At 52.6% G+C, this 17,588-nt stretch carries 22 protein-coding genes and 1 tRNA gene; 17 read left to right on the forward strand and 6 right to left on the reverse strand.

What is annotated here, in order from left to right:
• The first annotated feature begins 225 nt into the window (after window positions 1-225).
• From ACUHMQ_RS09815 to ACUHMQ_RS09855, 9 genes are all read left to right on the forward strand, one after another.
• Window positions 226-870: a DedA family protein gene (locus ACUHMQ_RS09815; protein WP_445295284.1), complete on the forward strand. Its 645-nt coding sequence runs from the start codon at window positions 226-228 to the stop codon at window positions 868-870.
• Window positions 839-1,750, forward strand: coding sequence for a malonyl-ACP O-methyltransferase BioC (gene bioC / locus ACUHMQ_RS09820; RefSeq protein WP_445295285.1), 912 nt, complete (start codon window positions 839-841; stop codon window positions 1,748-1,750). The genes ACUHMQ_RS09815 and bioC overlap by 32 nt, the downstream gene beginning before the upstream one ends.
• Entirely contained in the window at window positions 1,750-2,442 is a 693-nt protein-coding gene (gene bioD, locus ACUHMQ_RS09825; RefSeq protein WP_445295286.1) for a dethiobiotin synthase, read from the forward strand. Before bioC ends, bioD begins: the two co-directional genes overlap by 1 nt.
• Window positions 2,443-2,612: 170 nt before the next feature.
• On the forward strand, window positions 2,613-3,731 hold the full coding sequence (gene coxB / locus ACUHMQ_RS09830) for a cytochrome c oxidase subunit II (protein ID WP_445295287.1): 1,119 nt from the start codon (window positions 2,613-2,615) through the stop codon (window positions 3,729-3,731).
• A gap of 24 nt (window positions 3,732-3,755) precedes the next feature.
• Window positions 3,756-5,384, forward strand: coding sequence for a cytochrome c oxidase subunit I (ctaD, locus tag ACUHMQ_RS09835; RefSeq protein ID WP_445295288.1), 1,629 nt, complete (start codon window positions 3,756-3,758; stop codon window positions 5,382-5,384).
• Between the two features lie 11 nt (window positions 5,385-5,395).
• Window positions 5,396-5,494 (forward strand): cytochrome oxidase small assembly protein, encoded by a 99-nt coding sequence (locus ACUHMQ_RS09840; RefSeq protein ID WP_445295289.1) that lies wholly within the window; start codon window positions 5,396-5,398, stop codon window positions 5,492-5,494.
• 13 nt (window positions 5,495-5,507) lie between these two features.
• Window positions 5,508-6,068, forward strand: coding sequence for a cytochrome c oxidase assembly protein (locus ACUHMQ_RS09845; RefSeq protein ID WP_445295290.1), 561 nt, complete (start codon window positions 5,508-5,510; stop codon window positions 6,066-6,068).
• 8 nt (window positions 6,069-6,076) lie between these two features.
• A complete protein-coding gene (locus ACUHMQ_RS09850; RefSeq protein ID WP_445295291.1) occupies window positions 6,077-6,286 on the forward strand; it encodes a DUF2970 domain-containing protein in 210 nt (69 codons plus the stop codon).
• A gap of 83 nt (window positions 6,287-6,369) precedes the next feature.
• Window positions 6,370-7,221, forward strand: a complete 852-nt coding sequence (locus tag ACUHMQ_RS09855; protein WP_445295292.1) for a cytochrome c oxidase subunit 3 — start codon at window positions 6,370-6,372, stop codon at window positions 7,219-7,221.
• Between the two features lie 239 nt (window positions 7,222-7,460).
• Here the strand turns inward: ACUHMQ_RS09855 and ACUHMQ_RS09860 are convergent, their stop codons facing one another.
• A complete protein-coding gene (locus ACUHMQ_RS09860; RefSeq protein ID WP_445295293.1) occupies window positions 7,461-7,667 on the reverse strand; it encodes a twin transmembrane helix small protein in 207 nt (68 codons plus the stop codon).
• 49 nt (window positions 7,668-7,716) lie between these two features.
• Here ACUHMQ_RS09860 and ACUHMQ_RS09865 point away from each other — a divergent pair, with 49 nt between their 5' ends.
• The 6 genes from ACUHMQ_RS09865 (at window position 7,717) to ACUHMQ_RS09890 (ending at window position 12,819) form a co-directional block, all read left to right on the forward strand.
• Window positions 7,717-8,427 (forward strand): SURF1 family protein, encoded by a 711-nt coding sequence (locus ACUHMQ_RS09865; RefSeq protein WP_445295294.1) that lies wholly within the window; start codon window positions 7,717-7,719, stop codon window positions 8,425-8,427.
• Window positions 8,424-8,993 carry an SCO family protein gene (locus ACUHMQ_RS09870; RefSeq protein WP_445295295.1) on the forward strand — a complete coding sequence of 190 codons (570 nt, stop codon included), beginning with the start codon at window positions 8,424-8,426 and terminating at the stop codon, window positions 8,991-8,993. The genes ACUHMQ_RS09865 and ACUHMQ_RS09870 overlap by 4 nt, the downstream gene beginning before the upstream one ends.
• Window positions 8,994-9,276: 283 nt before the next feature.
• Window positions 9,277-10,326 carry a COX15/CtaA family protein gene (locus tag ACUHMQ_RS09875; RefSeq protein ID WP_445295296.1) on the forward strand — a complete coding sequence of 350 codons (1,050 nt, stop codon included), beginning with the start codon at window positions 9,277-9,279 and terminating at the stop codon, window positions 10,324-10,326.
• Between the two features lie 62 nt (window positions 10,327-10,388).
• The gene (cyoE, locus tag ACUHMQ_RS09880; protein ID WP_445295297.1) at window positions 10,389-11,306 is read left to right on the forward strand and encodes a heme o synthase; all 918 of its coding nucleotides are present in this window, start codon (window positions 10,389-10,391) and stop codon (window positions 11,304-11,306) included.
• Window positions 11,307-11,310: 4 nt separating this feature from the next.
• Entirely contained in the window at window positions 11,311-11,904 is a 594-nt protein-coding gene (locus ACUHMQ_RS09885) for an SCO family protein (RefSeq protein WP_445295298.1), read from the forward strand.
• A 132-nt stretch (window positions 11,905-12,036) separates the two neighbouring features.
• Window positions 12,037-12,819, forward strand: coding sequence for a flagellar brake protein (locus ACUHMQ_RS09890; protein ID WP_445295299.1), 783 nt, complete (start codon window positions 12,037-12,039; stop codon window positions 12,817-12,819).
• On the opposite strand, the gene ACUHMQ_RS09895 is transcribed toward ACUHMQ_RS09890, so the two are convergent.
• Window positions 12,801-13,724: an NAD-dependent epimerase/dehydratase family protein gene (locus tag ACUHMQ_RS09895; RefSeq protein ID WP_445295300.1), complete on the reverse strand. Its 924-nt coding sequence runs from the start codon at window positions 13,722-13,724 to the stop codon at window positions 12,801-12,803. The two genes, ACUHMQ_RS09890 and ACUHMQ_RS09895, sit on opposite strands and share 19 nt — an antisense overlap.
• Here ACUHMQ_RS09895 and ACUHMQ_RS09900 point away from each other — a divergent pair.
• Both ACUHMQ_RS09900 and ACUHMQ_RS09905 read left to right on the forward strand, forming a co-directional pair.
• Window positions 13,723-14,751 carry a CDP-6-deoxy-delta-3,4-glucoseen reductase gene (locus ACUHMQ_RS09900; RefSeq protein WP_445295301.1) on the forward strand — a complete coding sequence of 343 codons (1,029 nt, stop codon included), beginning with the start codon at window positions 13,723-13,725 and terminating at the stop codon, window positions 14,749-14,751. The two genes, ACUHMQ_RS09895 and ACUHMQ_RS09900, sit on opposite strands and share 2 nt — an antisense overlap.
• A 23-nt stretch (window positions 14,752-14,774) precedes the next feature.
• Window positions 14,775-14,850 (forward strand) — tRNA-Thr (locus tag ACUHMQ_RS09905).
• A gap of 68 nt (window positions 14,851-14,918) precedes the next feature.
• Here ACUHMQ_RS09905 and ACUHMQ_RS09910 read toward each other — a convergent pair.
• The 4 genes from ACUHMQ_RS09910 to ACUHMQ_RS09925 all read right to left on the reverse strand — a co-directional run bounded on the left by ACUHMQ_RS09910 (window position 14,919) and on the right by ACUHMQ_RS09925 (window position 17,081).
• On the reverse strand, window positions 14,919-16,061 hold the full coding sequence (locus tag ACUHMQ_RS09910; RefSeq protein ID WP_445295302.1) for a tyrosine-type recombinase/integrase: 1,143 nt from the start codon (window positions 16,059-16,061) through the stop codon (window positions 14,919-14,921).
• Window positions 16,062-16,166: 105 nt separating this feature from the next.
• Entirely contained in the window at window positions 16,167-16,406 is a 240-nt protein-coding gene (locus ACUHMQ_RS09915) for a DUF4224 domain-containing protein (RefSeq protein WP_445295303.1), read from the reverse strand.
• A gap of 2 nt (window positions 16,407-16,408) precedes the next feature.
• Window positions 16,409-16,756 carry a hypothetical protein gene (locus tag ACUHMQ_RS09920; protein ID WP_445295304.1) on the reverse strand — a complete coding sequence of 116 codons (348 nt, stop codon included), beginning with the start codon at window positions 16,754-16,756 and terminating at the stop codon, window positions 16,409-16,411.
• An 88-nt stretch (window positions 16,757-16,844) separates the two neighbouring features.
• Window positions 16,845-17,081 carry a hypothetical protein gene (locus ACUHMQ_RS09925; protein ID WP_445295305.1) on the reverse strand — a complete coding sequence of 79 codons (237 nt, stop codon included), beginning with the start codon at window positions 17,079-17,081 and terminating at the stop codon, window positions 16,845-16,847.
• Window positions 17,082-17,588: the final 507 nt, after the last annotated feature.

The raw sequence follows: 17,588 nt of genomic DNA on the forward strand, positions 1-17,588 counted from the left end.
GTCTTGCTTGGGCAGTTTGCTATTTGGCTTTGAACAAGTCTTTGGAAGCAGCATGTGGCTTGCTATCCCCTTATCGGGTCTTGTTCAGTATCTTTCTATACCCAGGTACATTCCGGTTCTCGTGCTGTATTTCGCCCAATTCAGGGTTGCGCGACAAATTTCAGATAGTTGCCTGAATCCGCCGTCACTTGATAGACCGTAATAACTCAATGCTAGAAGCTCGCGATGGACTTTAATCTGATCGATATTATTCTTAACCTCGACGTGTTTCTGGGCCAGATGGTGAACCAGTACGGTCCATGGATCTACCTCATTCTCTTTCTGGTGATCTTTTGTGAGACGGGTCTTGTTGTGATGCCGTTCCTGCCGGGGGATTCCTTGTTGTTTGTCGCCGGCGCGATTGCAGCAACGGGTGGGATGAATCCTTATGGTCTGGCCGCATGCCTATTTACGGCGGCCATTCTGGGTGACTCGCTGAACTATGTGATAGGTAAGCGTGCAGGGGAGCGGTTGTTCTCCAATCCGAATTCCAAGATATTCCGCCGCGATTATCTCGACAGTACAAAGGCTTTTTATGATCGCCATGGTGGGAAGACAGTCGCGCTGGCCCGCTTCTTACCGATTGTGCGTACCTTCGCCCCATTCGTTGCTGGTATGGCGGCGATGCCTTACCCCAAGTTTCTTTTCTTCAGTGTGCTGGGTACGCTGATCTGGGTCGGTTCATTGGTTACGTTGGGCTACCAGTTCGGCAGTGTGCCTTTCATCAAGGACAATCTGTCGGTGATGGTTGTTGTTGTTGTGGCTATTTCGTTCCTGCCCATGCTGATCAAGCTGGTGCATGCCAGATTGGCAAGCCGGCGAACTGCCTGAGCAAGTCATGGAAAGCTTTTACACCGACAAGAAACAGGTACGTCTTTCTTTCGAACGTGCCGCTGCCAGTTACGATGGTGCAGCCGTATTACAGCGTGAAGTGGCGGACCGGATGTTCGAGCGGTTGGAGCTGGTGAAGCTGGCCCCTACCCGGATATTGGATGCTGGCAGCGGTACCGGTTATGCCGGTCCGCGCCTCAGGGCGCATTACAAGGATGCGCGCTTGTTGGAGCTCGACCTGGCGTTGTCGATGCTGCAGGTGGCAGCGGGGAAGCTAGGGTTATTGGAGCGAGTGTTTCAGAAACGCAGCTGGCAGATTTGTGCGGACATTGAAGCATTGCCCTTGGCTGCCAATTCACTGGAGCTGGTGTGGTCCAGTTTGGCGATCCAGTGGCTGAACGAACCCGATACGGTATTTCGTGAATTCCACCGGGTGCTCAAGCCGGAGGGGTTGCTGATGTTCAGCAGTTTCGGCCCGGATACCCTGATCGAGATGCGGAGTGCTTTTTCGCAGGCCGATGCGCGGCCCCATGTGAATCGATTCATCGATATGCACGATCTGGGCGATGCCCTGTCACATGCGGGTTTCTCTGCTCCAGTGATGGACATGGAAAAGATTGTGCTGACATATAGCGATATGAAGTCCGTGATGCGGGACCTTAAAGCCATTGGTGCACACAATGTGGCGTTTGGCCGTGGCCGCGGCTTGATGGGGAAGACCGCTTTTCAGCGAGCCGAAGCGGCCTATGAGAAATTGCGCCGCGAAGGCAGGCTGCCCGCAACCTACGAAGTGGTCTACGGACATGCCTGGAAGCCTGCTCCCAAACCTGGGTTTGCTGATGGCCGCCAGGTTATCGAGTTCCGGCCGAGAACCAAATAATGGCGGGATACTTCATTACCGGCACGGATACCGAAGTCGGCAAGACCATGGTGACCTGTGTGCTGTTGCGCGAGCTCGCCAAGTCCGGGCATCGAGTGGTGGGTATGAAGCCCGTGGCTTCGGGGTGTGTACGCACCAGCACTGGGGAGCTGGAGAACGAAGACGTCGTGGCCCATGCACATGCAAGCAATGTCGAGGCGGCTTTATCGCTGCGCAATCCCTATGCATTTGAACCGCCCATCTCGCCACATTTGGCGGCGGCGGCGGTTGGGGTGACCTTGGACCTGGATTTGTTGCGTGAAAGCCACGAAAAATTGGCCGAACTCGCCGACCTCGTATTAGTCGAAGGAGCGGGTGGTTGGCTTGCTCCTCTGGACGATAACCGAACTATGGCAGACTTGGCGGCCATATTGAAATTGCCGGTGATTTTGGTGGTGGGATTGAGGCTCGGTTGTCTCAATCACGCAATGCTAACGGTAAAAGCCATTCGAGACAGTGGGTTAGCGTTAGCGGGTTGGGTAGCGAATTGTATCGATCCTGCCATGCCCGCCCGCGATGCGAACTTGGCATACCTAGATGCACACATTCCCGCCCCTCGCTTAGGGATGGTTCCCTATATACCTGACGGCAAAAAGTTCGAATTTAACCAAGAGCAAATATTCGGTTTTTTACCAGAAATGCTTATCAAATAAGGACTTCTGGCGATTTTGTTCGTTGAGCCCCCTTACTACCTCTGCTAGCATTGATGCGACTTTTTGCCGCAGCGCAGACGCTGGTCTGTGTTGTGCGGTAGAGCAACACGACGCCGGAATACCGGCGCAGAGGGAAACGACGCCCGCGGGCGTGCCGTCATGGGGACAATATGAAGAACCGCGTATCCGGGCTGATTGCATCATTGCTGTTCGCTGTCAGTCACTCTGCCTTTGCCGAATACAAACTCAATCTACAAGCACCCGTTAATGACCTCGCCCGCGAGGTCTACAGCCTGCACACCTTTCTGTTGGTGATCTGCACGGTCATCTTCATCGTGGTGTTTGGTGTGATGTTCTATTCGATCTTCAAGCACCGTAAGAGCAAGGGCCACAAAGCCGCCAACTTTCACGAAAGTACGACTGTCGAGATCATCTGGACGATCATTCCCGTGCTGATTCTGGTTGCCATGGCCTGGCCTGCCACCAAGGTCATCATCGCCCAGAAGGATACTCGTGGCGCGGACATGACCATCAAAGTTACGGGTTATCAGTGGAAATGGGGCTATGACTATCTGGACGAAGGTTTCAGCTTCCACAGCCGTTTGAAGACGCCGCAGGACCAGTACGAGAACTTTGGCGGTGAAAAGCCGACCCGCAATACAGACTATCTGTTGGAAGTGGATAACCCGGTTGTGGTGCCGGTTGGTAAGCGTGTGCGTGTACTGCTCACCGCCAACGATGTGATCCATTCCTGGTGGGTGCCGGCTTTTAGTGTGAAGCAGGATGCGATACCCGGTTTTATCCGGGATACCTGGTTCATGGCCGACAAAGAGGGTGTTTACCGCGGTCAGTGTGTTGAGCTGTGCGGTAAGGACCATGGCTTCATGCCGATTGTGGTGCATGTGGTGAGCCAGGAGAAATACAAGACATGGGTTGAAGAGCAGAAGAAGATTGCTGCCGCGAGCCAGGACGATCCGAACAAGGTTTGGGTGCTGGCTGATATGAAGGCACGGGGTGAAAAGGTCTATCAAGCCAATTGTGCGGTGTGCCATCAGGCCAACGGTAAGGGCCAGGGTGCATTCCCGGCGTTGGATGGCTCAAAGATAGTGACGGGGCCGAAGACAGATCAGATCCACCTGGTGATGAATGGCAAGAATGCGATGCCAGCCTGGGGCAAGACCCTGTCTGATACCGAGATTGCCGCTGCCATTACCTATACACGCAATAACTGGGGCAACAGTACGGGTGAAGTGGTGCAACCCGCTGAAATCAAGACCGCTCGCCAGTAATGGCCGGATAGAGAGGACGAGAAGATGACGACCATAACGCACGCGCCTGAGGCTTCCCATGATGATCACCACGACCATCATCCGACAGGCTTGGCCCGCTGGGTGACGGCAACCAATCACAAGGACATCGGTACCTTGTATATGTGGTTCGCCTTCATCATGTTTATTTCTGGCGGCGTGATGGCCCTATGCATTCGCCTGGAGTTGTTCTCCCCTGGCTTGCAGTTCTTCAGGCCAGAGCTCTTCAACCAGTTCACCACGCTGCATGGCTTGATCATGGTGTTCGGTGCCATCATGCCGGCATTCACCGGGCTGGCTAACTGGCAGATTCCGTTGATGATAGGCGCGCCGGATATGGCGTTTGCCCGGATGAACAACTGGTCGTTCTGGCTCCTGCCGCCGGCAGCGTTGTTGTTGATGATCAGTTTCGTGGTGCCTGGTGGCGCTGCGGCTGCGGGCTGGACGCTCTATGCGCCGCTCTCAACCCAGATGGGCATGGGGATGGACCTGACCATCTTCGCCATCCACATCATGGGTATTTCTTCCATCATGGGTGCCATCAATATCGTCACCACCATCCTGAACATGCGTGCACCGGGCATGACCCTGATGAAGATGCCGATGTTCTGCTGGACGACGCTGATCACAGCGTACCTCCTGATTGCGGTGATGCCCGTATTGGCTGGCGCAGTGACCATGGTGCTGACCGACCGCCATTTTGGTACCAGCTTCTTCAATGCCGCCGGTGGTGGTGACCCTGTGCTTTATCAGCACGTGTTCTGGTTCTTCGGTCACCCCGAAGTTTACATCATGGCGCTGCCAGCGTTTGGCGTGGTCAGCCAGGTGATCCCGACCTTTTCGCGTAAGCCCTTGTTCGGCTATCACTCGATGGTGTACGCCACTTCGTCCATCGCCATTCTGAGCTTCATGGTCTGGGCCCACCATATGTACTCGGTTGGTATGCCGGTTACCGCCCAGCTCTTCTTCATGTACGCGACCACGCTGATTGCTGTACCCACCGGGGTGAAGGTGTTCAACTGGATCGCCACCATGTGGCAGGGGTCGATGAGTCTGGAAACCCCCATGTTGTTTGCGATTGGTTTTGTCTGTCTGTTTACGCTTGGCGGTTTGTCCGGCGTGGTGTTATCGATTGCGGCAGTAGATATCCAGCTGCATGACACCTACTACGTGGTGGCGCATTTTCACTATGTGCTGGTGGCTGGTGCGTTGTTCTCGTTGTTCTCGGCGGTTTACTACTGGCTGCCGAAATGGACCGGTTATATGTACAACGAGAAGATGGGCAAGTTCCACTTCTGGTGGTCGATGATCTGGTTCAACGTCACCTTCTTCCCCATGCATTTCCTGGGTCTTGCCGGTATGCCGCGCCGTATTCCAGACTACGCCACGCAATTTACCGAATTCAACACCATGGCCTCAGTTGGCGCGATGATGTTTGGCTTCGGCCAGCTGATTCTGCTGTACAACGTGATTCACACCATCCGTGGTGGGGTTGGCCCAGCTCCGCAACGCCCATGGGAAGGCGCACATACCCTGGAGTGGGAAGTACCTTCGCCTGCGCCATTTCACACTTGGGAAACCCCACCACCTGTGGAGTTGGTCGATAGATTGTCGGCTGCGCAAAAGCTGCATTGAGGAAGAAGGCGATGCAAAACAAGAACCTGCGTACTGGGTTAATTCTGGCCAGTATTGCTGTGGCGATTGGCCTCGGTTTCGTGGCACGCCTTTACTTCCTGGGGCACTGAGTTGAGTCGGCAGTTGAAAGACCAAAATGGCGTCATGGCCGAAAACCGGCGCACATTGACCAAGCTGTTGGTAGTGGCGGTTGGCATGTTCGGTTTCGGCTTTGCGTTGGTGCCGTTCTACGAAAAGATCTGTCAGGTTACGGGCATCAACAATCTGTTGCGGCCGGATGAGGTGATCAATACCCAGGTTGATACGCAGCGCACGGTGACCATACAGCTTGATGCCAACCTGCGCAGTGAGTTGCCTTGGCGTTTTGCGCCGGAACAGACCAGCTTGAAGGTTCATCCTGGCCAGCTTGTGCAGGTGATGTACGACATTGAGAGTAGTGCACCGCGCCCCATTGTTGGCCAGGCGATACCGAGTTATGGGCCGGGGCGGGCTGCGGAGTTCTTCAATAAGCTGGAGTGTTTTTGCTTTGCGCAACAGACCTTCCAGCCAGGTGAAAAACGGCGGATGCCGGTGGTTTTCGTGATCGACCCGAAGCTGCCGACAGATATTCATACCATTACCCTGTCGTACAGCTTCTTTGAAGTGGCAGGCACTGCCGCAAGTAAAAAACCGCCCGAAGCCTGAGGTTGACTATGGATACGCCACCCACTAAGCCCAGTATGAATCCCTTCAAGGCAATTGGCGCTGTGGTGGCGGCGTTTACCGGTATCCGGCGAGGAAATGATTCCAAAGGGGATTTGCAGAAGCTCTCCCCGATACAGATCATCCTGGCGGCATTGATATGCGCCGCAGTATTTATCGTCAGCCTGATTCTGCTGGTTCGCAGCATCGTGCCGAATTAGCGCAGGCTGACCAAGCTGAACAGAAATAAGAGGGCCGGCCACACCGGCGCATAAACGAGAACCCATCTGGGAGCAGACACAATATGGCAACGCATCAACCCGATTATTTTGTGCCGCAGCCATCCAAATGGCCTTTGGTTGGCGCTTTTGCGCTCTTCTTCATCGGATTCGGCGCTTCATTGGCAGTGAATGCCATCAGCCTGGGTTATGGCTCACTGGCTGTCGGTTTCGCCATTCTTATCTATATGTTGTTCGGCTGGTTCGGCGATGTAGTGAAGGAATCCCAAGGCGGGGTCTATTCCAAACGGGTGGACTTGTCTTTCCGTTGGGGCATGGGCTGGTTCATCTTCTCGGAGGTGATGTTCTTCGCAGCCTTCTTCGGCACCTTGTTCTACGTACGGACCATCTCGGTGCCGGAGCTCGGCAATATGGAGCACAAGTTGCTCTGGCCCGACTTCCGGTCCATGTGGCCGACATCGGTAGCACCAAACGGCACCGAGCCCTATGAGGTGATGGCAGCCTGGGGCCTGCCTGCCTGGAATACGCTGATCCTGCTGACGTCCGGGGTGACGTTGACGATTGCGCACTGGGGGCTGATGAAGAACAACCGTGGCCAGCTCAAACTCGGCTTGTTGGTTACCGTACTACTTGGCGCGCTGTTTCTGGGCCTGCAGGTGTATGAGTATTCACACGCTTGGGGACATATGGGGCTGACCCTTGCTTCGGGCGTGTATGGCGCGACCTTTTACATGATGACCGGCTTTCACGGCATGCACGTCTTTATCGGTGCGCTGATGTTGGCGGTTATGTATGCCCGTTCGCTAAAGGGGCATTTCACTGCCGAACACCATTTTGCTTTTGAAGCGGCAGCTTGGTATTGGCACTTTGTGGATGTGGTTTGGTTGATTCTGTTTGTGTTTGTCTACTGGCTCTAAGGACGATTCAGGGTCTGCTGTGCGTCAGCGATACGGCGTTGAAAACACCCTCAGAATGCTCATTTACTCTGTGTAAATTCCGCTTCCTCAGGTGTTTTCGCCTTGTCTCGCTTTAGCTCGCGAGACCTTTAAGATGTGCTTAAGCGCTTGTTTGCGATGAAGCGTGAGTAAGTGCCAGGACGGCTGAAAAGAAAATGGTGCAGCCTGTGCTGCACCATTTTGTCGCGATAGGCATTTATTCAACCGCCGTAGACCCCATGTGGTTGGATGTAGCCAAACTTGGCTGCCAGCATCAGTAGCAGGAAGAGGCCCACTGACATCGCTACCCGGATGGTCAGCGCTTTTACTGTTCTATCTGAACTGCCTTTGTGTTTGATCAGTGCAAAGAGTGCTGATCCAAGGGCGATCAGAATGCCGATGATCAACAGTACGATGATGATTTTCATAGTGAGCCGGTAGCGGTAGTAACAATCGTAAAGCTGAGTGTAGCCCCCCTTGTCTTCTCCTCGCCAGACCTTCCCTCTCTCATTTCGCCGCCCTACCTGGTTCATTGTGCTGGTTACGTTGGTGTTTGTTGCGCTGACTATACGGTTGGGTTACTGGCAGCTTGGCAGGGGGCAGCAAAAGGAAGCAATGGCGGCGCTGTTGGCGCAGCGGGATACTGTACCCGCTGCATCCTGGCACGGAGAACTGGGCGATACTGCCTGGCAGCGCAGATTTCTACTGACTGGTGTGTGGCAACCCCAAGGACAGATTTACCTGGATAACCGGGTAAACCAGGGTAGGGCGGGCTTTCATGTGCTTACGCCATTGGCTTTACCCGATGGGCGTTGGTTTCTGGTTAATCGGGGATGGTTACCCAAGCAGGTCGGTGTACCGCCGGCGGCGCTAGTACCTGGCGGACCTGTAACGTTGACAATCCGTCTGGTATCGCCACAGCAACACTACGTGGAACTGGCTACGGCGCAGACGCAGGGTGAAGTGTGGCAAAACCTTGATTGGAGCCGTTACCAAAAGCAGTTCCGGGTGCCTATGGTGGCTGCATTGGCTTACCAGCTTGAAGGCCAGGATAGTTTGATACGCAACTGGCCAACACCCGATCTGGGGGTGGAAAAGCATTATGGTTATGCTGGGCAGTGGTTTGTGTTTGCAGCGCTGGCTGTGGTGTTGTTTATTGTTTTGCATTGGAAGCGACCTACGCAATGAATCCTCCTGTACCTAGAGCCTCCAATGGCCGTTGGGCCCTGTTTGCCGTACTGGCAGTCGCGATTGCGCCGATATTGGCGTCCTACCTGACTTATTACGTGTGGAAGCCTGCTGGTGGTAAATCCTATGGTGAGCTGTTGCCCGTACAGCCGGTACCGGCATTCAAGCTGAGCACCCTTGAGGGTGCTTCCGCCAGCTTGGCCGATTTGAAAGGAAAGTGGCTATTGGTGATGGTGGACAGCACCCGGTGCGAGCAGTCGTGCCCCGATGCCTTGTATGCGATGCGCCAATATCGGTTGGCGCAGGGCAAGGAGATGGACAGGGTAGAGCGGGTATGGCTGGTGACAGACGCAGCACAGCCTTCGGCAGCCACGTTAAAGCAAGCAGATGGTATGCATATCCGGCGTGCGCTGGATCCTGTCCCTCTGCCCAGACAGCTTGATGGAGGCATTTACCTGATCGACCCATTGGGCAATCAGGTGATGCGGTACCCTCGTACCGCTGAGCCGCGAAAAGTCATCAAGGAATTGACCGGGTTGCTAAAGAACAACGAAAACATCGGTTAATCCACAAGGACTGTTGCAAAACTTCGGGTTCGATTCCTTGCGTGTGCCGGCATTGTCGGTAGGGAGGAGGAATCTGTGTAGGCTGTTTGCTCTAACTTGTTCGCGCTCTTACTGTGCAGTCGTGATCAGGGTTTATGCGCTACTCTGCACCCTGCTGACGGCTGCTCGTAACAGAGCGTGAACAAGTTCTGATAAGGCTGGGCAGCTGTGCTCAGAGCATGCTTGCCCATGTTAGGTAGTAGACAGGTTTCAATCGGTTTCATGCTTCACTGATCGTGCACTTATGTACAAGAAACTTACGTTGTTAGCTGCTGTTTGGACTTTTTGTCTGATCGTATTGGGTGCTTATGTACGCCTGTCTGATGCGGGTCTTGGGTGTCCAGATTGGCCGGGTTGTTATGGCAAGGTCACGCCACATCATGCGATTGACGAAATCAGCGCCGCCCATGCCGAGCAGCCATATGGTCCGGTAAGTCTGACCAAAGCCTGGAAAGAGATGGTGCACCGCTATTTCGCCAGTACCTTGGGCTTCCTGATCCTGGTGATTACCGTATTGGCGGTACGGCATCGGCAGAAGTTGCGGCAGTCACCGGCACTATCGGTTGCCACATTCTTTGTCGTCTGTTTCCAAGGGGCACTGGGGGCGTGGACAGTAACCATGCTGCTCAAGCCCGCAATTGTCACGTCGCATCTGATCGGTGGGATGACATTGTTGGCAATGCTGGTCTGGCTGAGTCTACGCCAGTACGACTGGGCCCTTATTAAGCAAGATGTACCCAATCTGCGGCTTCAAGCATTTTTCGGATTGATGATTCTGGCCTGCCAGATTGTTCTGGGCGGTTGGGTAAGTACGAACTACGCCGCACTTGCCTGTGTCGACTTCCCCACCTGCCAGGGCAGTATGGTGCCCACGATGGATTTTGCCGATGCATTCCATGTATTGCGGGAACTGGGGCAGACGCCGGATGGCGATATGTTGACCATGGCGAACCTGACGGCGATTCATTGGCTGCATCGCGTGGGGGCATTGGTGACGTTTTGTTACCTTGCCTGGTTGAGCTGGCGCCTATATCGCCGACAGGTATTGCGTGGTCTGGCTTGCGCCATTGCAGTGGCGCTATGCGTGCAGGTTGGATTGGGTATTGCCAATGTTGTCTTGCACCTGCCTTTGCTTGTGGCTGCGTTGCATAACGCCGGCGCGGCTTTTCTGCTGGTTTTGTTGGTCTGTTTGAATTTCCGCCTTGCGCACCGTCCTCGCGTTTTGTCGGTAAAAAGCGAAGTGGCAAGTGCTACCCGCCTGAGTGTTGGCGATACGGCAACCTCGGCGCGGTAAGTCTGTTCAAGCCCAACGCCGGGTTGCAGGTCGGAAATCAATAGAAGCTAAGAATGGAGTCCATGATGAGCAGCACTGCGATCCTGCGCAAAGCCCCACTTTCTTTGCGCACCAGCTTGCGTGAATTCCTGGCGCTTACCAAACCCCGAGTGGTGGCATTGATTGTGTTCTGTGCGGTGATCGGTATGTTTCTGGCAAGGCCAGATTTGCCGCCACTGCTGCTGGTATTGGCCGGGACAGTGGGCATCGCACTGGTGGCTGGTGCTGCTGCTGCTATCAATTGTCTGGTGGAGCAGAAGATCGACGCTGTTATGGCGCGTACCCGTGCCCGGCCTTTACCGCGTGGTCAGGTAACCAGCCAGCAGACGCTTGTTTTTGCCAGCGTGGTGGGTGGTTTCGGCCTGTGGTTGCTGTATGAGATGGTTAACCCGCTGACCATGTGGCTTACGTTGGCGACCTTTGTGGGGTACGCCATCATCTATACCCTGGTGCTTAAGCCGAATACCCCACAAAACATCGTTATTGGTGGTGCATCTGGGGCTATGCCGCCCATTCTGGGTTGGGCGGCTGTTACCGGTACGGTTAGTCACGACGCCTTGATTCTTTTCCTGATCATCTTCGCCTGGACGCCTCCACATTTCTGGGCCTTGGCGCTATACCGACGTGAGGAGTATGCCAAGGCAGGTTTGCCGATGTTGCCTGTGACGCATGGCGAGGCTTTCACCCGATTGCATGTGTTGCTCTACACCCTTATTCTCACTGCGGTCACCTTGTTACCTGTAGCGACCGGCATGAGCGGATGGATTTACCTGCTTGCAGCAGTGGTGCTTGATGTGATCTTCCTGGTTTATGCCTGGCGTATCTGGCGTAATTATTCCGATGCCTTGGCACGTAGTGCTTTTCGCTATTCCATTCTTTACCTCTCCTTGTTGTTTGCAGCGCTCTTGCTTGATCACTATTTGCCTTTTCCCCTGGTATAAAACCATGTGTCGTTCTTTGTTTACAGCAGCGCTGTTGGGGTTGCTGATTGCTATTACTGGCTGTGGTCAACAGGCCAAGCCGGTTTTTCAGTCTACCGATGTGACCGGTGCGCCGATTGGGGGCGAGTTTCGCCTGACTGGCCACGATGGCAAGCTGCGTAGTCTTTCCGATTTCAAAGGTAAGGCTGTGGTGCTGTTTTTTGGATTCACCCATTGTCCGGATGTCTGCCCGACGACGATGAGCGAATTGGCGATTGCGATGAAACAGCTGGGTGAAAAAGCGAATCAGGTCCAGGTACTGTTTGTCAGTGTCGACCCTGAACGCGATACGCCTACTTTGCTAAGCCAATATGTGCCTGCCTTCAATCCTGGCTTTATAGGGTTGACCGGTAGCCAGGAAGAAATCCGCGCAGTGGCCGATAAATTCAAGATCGTCTACCAGAAGTCGGCGCCGGGTGGTTCAAGCAATGCGAACAATTACACAGTCGACCATAGCGCAGGCGCATATATTATTGATAAACAAGGACAGCTAAGATTGTTTGTTAATTATGGTGCGGGTAGTGCTGTGTTTGCACACGATTTGGCGCTATTACTCTAAGAACTCGTTCACGAGCTAAATGGGAAAGCATTAACGGGCAAGCGAGCCTTGGCATGAATCCATATAATGGTAGCTGGGGCATATAAATGCCCCCTGTGTCCAAACCAATATCCTATGTGAGCTGTAAATACAGTGGCGGAACAGGACAACAACTCTGCGCAGGACAAAAGTGAAAGCGTCGAACTGATCCCGGCCGGGGTGGACGTGAGTGGATACCTGCTGCGTACACCGGTGGAAATCAGCTTTGTATTGCGTTCGCTCGCCCAGAAAAGCGATCTGGTGACGATCCACTTTGATCACGGGGCGCATTCTTTTCTATCGGCGCTGCTCGCGGTCGATACCAAACAGCAATGTTTCTGGTTTGATATCAGTGGCGTCGACGCGATAAACCGCGCACTCGTGCGGTCGGACCATGTGGTATTTGCTGCTGCGCCTGAAGGGGTGAAGATCCAGTTTGTACTGGCCGGCAGTGTGAGCCTGGACGAATACGACGAAAGGCCCGCATTCGTTGCGAGCTTTCCGTCAGACCTTATCAAGCTGCAAAGGCGCGAGTATTTCCGGCTTGATACACCAATAGGCCGGCCTATTTTATGTAAGTTGCCGCATCCAAATGGAAAGGTCTACGAATTGCCCTTGCATGATATTTCTGTCGGTGGGGTAGGTTTGTGGATGAGTGGTCCGGTGGATGCTGAGCTCACGCAAGTATTTTCAGAATGCCGGATTGATCTCGGTACATTTGGCATGATCGAGGTCAGCCTGGAGATACGCAGTATGCGCCAGGTCACCAAACGTGATGGCAGCATACAGACCATGGTCGGGACGCGGTATGTCAATCTGTCGAGGCAGACCGAGAACCTGCTGCAACGCTATATGGCCCAGCTGGAACGCGAACGGCATCAGCTTTTGCGTAACTGATCCAACAGCGTATCAGGTGTTGGGTAGGCCAGCCGCATACCCAGCTCGCGTTTCAACCGTGTGTTATCCAACCGCCGCGATTCCCGCATGAACGACCATAGCGCAGGCGATGCCGTCTGTTGTATCTGGGCGTAAGGCAGGCGTGGTGGGCGTGGCAGTTTGTAGGCATCTGCTACTTTGTCGAACCAGTCTCCCATTTTCCATTCACTATCGTCGCAAGCGTGGTAGACCCGCCCAGGCAGACCACGAAACAAAGCCAGACAACAAGCCATGGCAAGGTCATTCGCATGGATATGGTTGCTGTAGTTGTCATCGCTAGGGACTAGTACGGGCGTTGACTTTTCGATCCGCTGCAGAGGAAGGCGATTTGCAGCATAGATGCCGGGTGCGCGTAGTATGCTGATCCGACACCCGCTACGCCTTCCATAATTACGCAGAACAGATTCCGCCACTACACGCCGATGGGCGCGGTCTGACTCAGGGTGGCAAGGTCGACATTCGTTAAAGCGTATGCCGCTACAGTCGCCGTATACCCCGGTTGTACTGATGTAGACCAACCTGCGTGGTAGAATTGTGCACCGTGTGAGTGCCGCCAGCAGTCGAGATGTGCGTGGGTCGTCCTTGCTTTGGGGCGAAGGTGGGGCTGAGTGCAGGACATAGTCGGCCAAGCCTGCCAACCTTGCCAGACTGCTTGGATTATCGAGATCTGCCTGGATTGGCACCACTCCCTTGGCCCGTAACGCAGCGGCGCGTTCCCTACTACGGCAAAGAGTGTACACCCGAAAGCGCCTTGTCAGCCAAGGCAAGGCACGCTCCAGTACATCGCCGCACCCGATAATTAATAGTCTTCTTTGCATAGCGTCATTGTAATGGCCGATATGCTTCCAGATACGTAGGAATTCCATGGCCAGTCAGCTCACTATTGAACCGAGCAAACAGCAGATAACCGTCGAGGACGGTGAAACCATTCTTGAAGCCGCTATGCGGGTTGGGTTCAACATGCCCTACAGCTGCCGTAATGGAGCGTGTGGCGCATGCAAAGGCACAGTGTTGGCTGGCGATGTCCAGCACCGTGAACACTCGACCTCTGCGCTTAACGAAACCGAGCAGATGCAGGGCTTGGCGTTGTTCTGTTGTGCCGAGCCTGTGGGTGATGTAACGATTGAATGCCGAGAAATCCTCGCCACCAAAGATATCCAGATTCGTACCATGCCGTGTCGGGTCGAGCATATCGAGCGTGCGTCGCACGATGTCGCCGTGCTCTCGTTGAAGCTGCCTACCAACGAGCGGTTGCAGTTCCTGGCAGGCCAGTACATCGATATTCATACCAAGGATGGTAAGAAGCGCAGTTTTTCACTGGCAAATCGGCCGCATAGCGAGGGGTACCTGCAGTTGCATGTACGCTTGGTACCTGGTGGTGAATTTTCTGAATACGTACATAAGTCGATGCGTGAGCGCGAGATCCTGCGTTTCACCGGGCCATTAGGCTCTTTCTTCCTGAGGGAAGAGTCGGACAAGCCCATCATCTTTTTGGCTAGCGGCACGGGCTTCGCGCCGATCAAGAGTATCGTTGAATACGCCATTCAGAAGGGTATCCAGCGCGAGATGATCCTGTACTGGGGGGCGCGTACGTTATCAGACTTGTATATGCCTGAGTTGCCCAGCCAGTGGCAAGTGGATTTGCCTAACTTCACGTTTATCCCGGTGCTATCGGAACCCCTGCCGGAGGATGCCTGGCAAGGGCGTACTGGCTTTGTACACGAGGCTATCCTGCATGATTTCGTGGACTTGTCGGGCTTCCAAGTCTATGCCTGCGGAGCGCCTGTGATGGTGGAGGCGGCCCATGGCAGTTTCACTGGAAGAGGGCTGCCCGCCGAGGAATTTTTCTCCGATGCATTTTTTCTTTCAAAAGATCTAGGCAAAACCAAATAGGTCGGTATAATTCGCCCCCTAACGCCGACTTAGCTCAGTTGGTAGAGCAGCTGCCTTGTAATCAGCAGGTCGCCAGTTCGATTCCGGCAGTCGGCACCAAGAATCAGGGGGTTACGTGTAAACGTAGCCCCCTTCTTCTATCCAAATTGCGAAGCGCTTCGCAATCTTTACTTCGTCGGGTCACTCATAGCGCCCCTGCGGTCCCTGATGTAGTGCTCAGTCATTGCTACCGTTGTATGTCCTAGTAATTTCTGTGATTTGCGAATATCGCCGGTATCGTCTGCCTTATCTGTACCTGCTTTTGCTCTTAAGTCACGGAATTGGAATTCATCAATCGCAGCTGCTAGAAGGAATAATCGTTCCTTTACATTTGGATCAGCCGTTTTATAAACCTTTTCCATTACCGTTTTTATTGCTCGCTCTCTTGCTTTATCGAAACGATATCTAAGAGCATCCTTACGAATTCCTTCACCCTTCTCGTTTACAATTAGGCGTAATGAATGAATTTCTAATGTTTTTTTTCGGCTCCTAATAAGACCGATCAACTGCTCTAGCGACCCTTTAAGGGCAATTCGAATCTTTTTCTTAGTTTTTCCAGTGCGGATTGAAAGAGCACCATATTTAATGTCTGTTTCAGACATTCGAATTGTATCGCTTGGTCGTTGTCCTGTTAAATAAGCAAGGTCCATACAATCGCGTAAGGTCTGACAAGCTGCTGCGTAAACGGCATTGTTTACGTCATCTTCGATATAAACATCTCTGCCAAGCTCTCTGAATTTTGTAATTCCTTGACATGGATTAGCTAATTTTGTATAGCCAGACTCTCTAGCGTAATTCCAAATTGCAGAGAAAAGGGCTATTTCTCTGTTGGCAATGACGTGTCCATGGTTGTTTTCTATTTCTAATTCTTTAATGCCTTTCTGTCGTCTTTCCTCATTTTTTAGTTCTGCGGCTCTTCTAGCTTCACCCACTCGCCAATCTAAATACTGTCGGATATTTAACGGTTCAATATCAGATAAGCGAGCTGGTGGGTCATTAAAGAATGCTGACAGCTTTGTTAAATAGAGCTTGTTGTTGCGTTGAGTGCTTGCTGACTTTAGAGGGACAACCTTTTCCAAATATTGGTTAGCGACATGTTGGAATGTTGTAATGTCTATTGATTCAGCAGTGGCAGCGATTTCTAATTCTGCATATTTTTTCAATGCCAAAGGATAATCACTTCCTAGTGGTATTTCAGGTCTTTTACCTTCCTTGGTTTCTTGCTCGTAATAGTAATATATTACACCTGAGCGTTGTTTGCGCTTTCGCATGCGTTTCGGAAGTTGAATATGTACATGCGGTCTCCGCCCCATGCTAGTGTGCCCCCTGTATATTTTTTGGAGTATTGAAAGTTGTGTCGGGAATTTTTCTATGTATTATCTGGTATGTGATAATACTCGTGGTTTCCAGCTGGCTTTAGGCTGCTCATCTCTATTACTAATAATGAGACTGGCAGTTGTTATAATTGGACGGCCTGCAGCATTTACGAAAAATGGAATTCCCGAATTTCTTAGCCAAGCAATTTGACGTTGATCTCGGCTTAACCCTTTCCTACCAGCTTTAATTCCACTTAGTTCTGCTACTTCATCGTGTGTAAGGAATAGCCTGTTATTCATGTCTAGATTCCCAAGCAGTGAGCGTTGTAGGCGCTATTGGGTAATTGACCTTGTTGTGGATGTTGTGTATCTGCTAGCAGAACAAGTTTCCCTTTGGGTAAGCGTTTGGGTGGATGTCCAATAATTAAATTGAATGCCAAGGTAGAAGCCTGGACGGGGAAGCGATATCGCCAGTTCGTTGATGCATTCTCTCGCCTTCTTTCAATCTTCCCACTATCAAATAGCTGCTTAAGTAACACGTGCTTATTTGCAAGACTGAGCGCCTTATGAATGTCGGTGGCGCTATGCCAGCCTGAATTATTCTCCAGCCAAGTAACGATCATTTCGGTGTCGCCGTTATTGTTTTTCATGAGTAATCCCTGTTGATTGTGTTAACCACCTCGTGGATCAACCGTGTTAGCAGGTGCTCGGCGAGGGGGTTAAGTGGATTGATTGCTGCTATTCGCCTGCATAGGCTTGTTCAATGTGGTCTCGCGCTTGAGTCAGGTAGCCAATGGCTTTATCTAGTGCTGCTATGTTGTGGTTCAAAACCTTGCCCTCTTTGCCCCGTCTCAAGTCATACGGAAGGCTGGCTAAGTGGTCTGTCTCTTCGCAATATGCAAAGTCAACAAAGCCAAGTAGCGCGGTAATCTTTACTGAGGCGGTTACCAGCTTTGCTTTGATTTCTTGGTTCATAACGGGGAGACCTTTTCAAAGCTGTGTTTAAGCAATACGTTGCGAATAAGATTTCCGGCGCGAAGTGCAGCGATAGGGCTCATGCCGAGGGCACGCAGGGTTCGATAGATGCTGTAGTGCATGTAAAACGCCACCTTGCTTTTCAGTTTGTAATTACCGTTAATTGCCCGCATTACGCCGCGTAGGCAGGCATGGCAGCCGTTACCAGGTTCGAAGTTGTTGGAAACAACACCGCAGTATGTGCAGCGGGTTTGGCCGTAGGAAATTAGGTGGTACATGGACCTTTCTTTCATGCGTATTCATTCATTAAATTGAGGTTGTCCAACGTCTTCGAGTCGAACGGCTCAAGCGGTACAAAGTTGTAGGTAATGCCGTTAGGGTGTTGCGGCTGACCGAAAACTGACCCAGCCAAAGTGCTAGTGCCGATTCAAAACTGACCCAGGTGTTCTACTTGCCCTGCCTAATTTCTAGGCAGGAGAGAAAGGGTGATCACCATGGAAATGTTAG

It is taken from the genome of Chitinimonas violaceus (genome assembly GCF_052601015.1).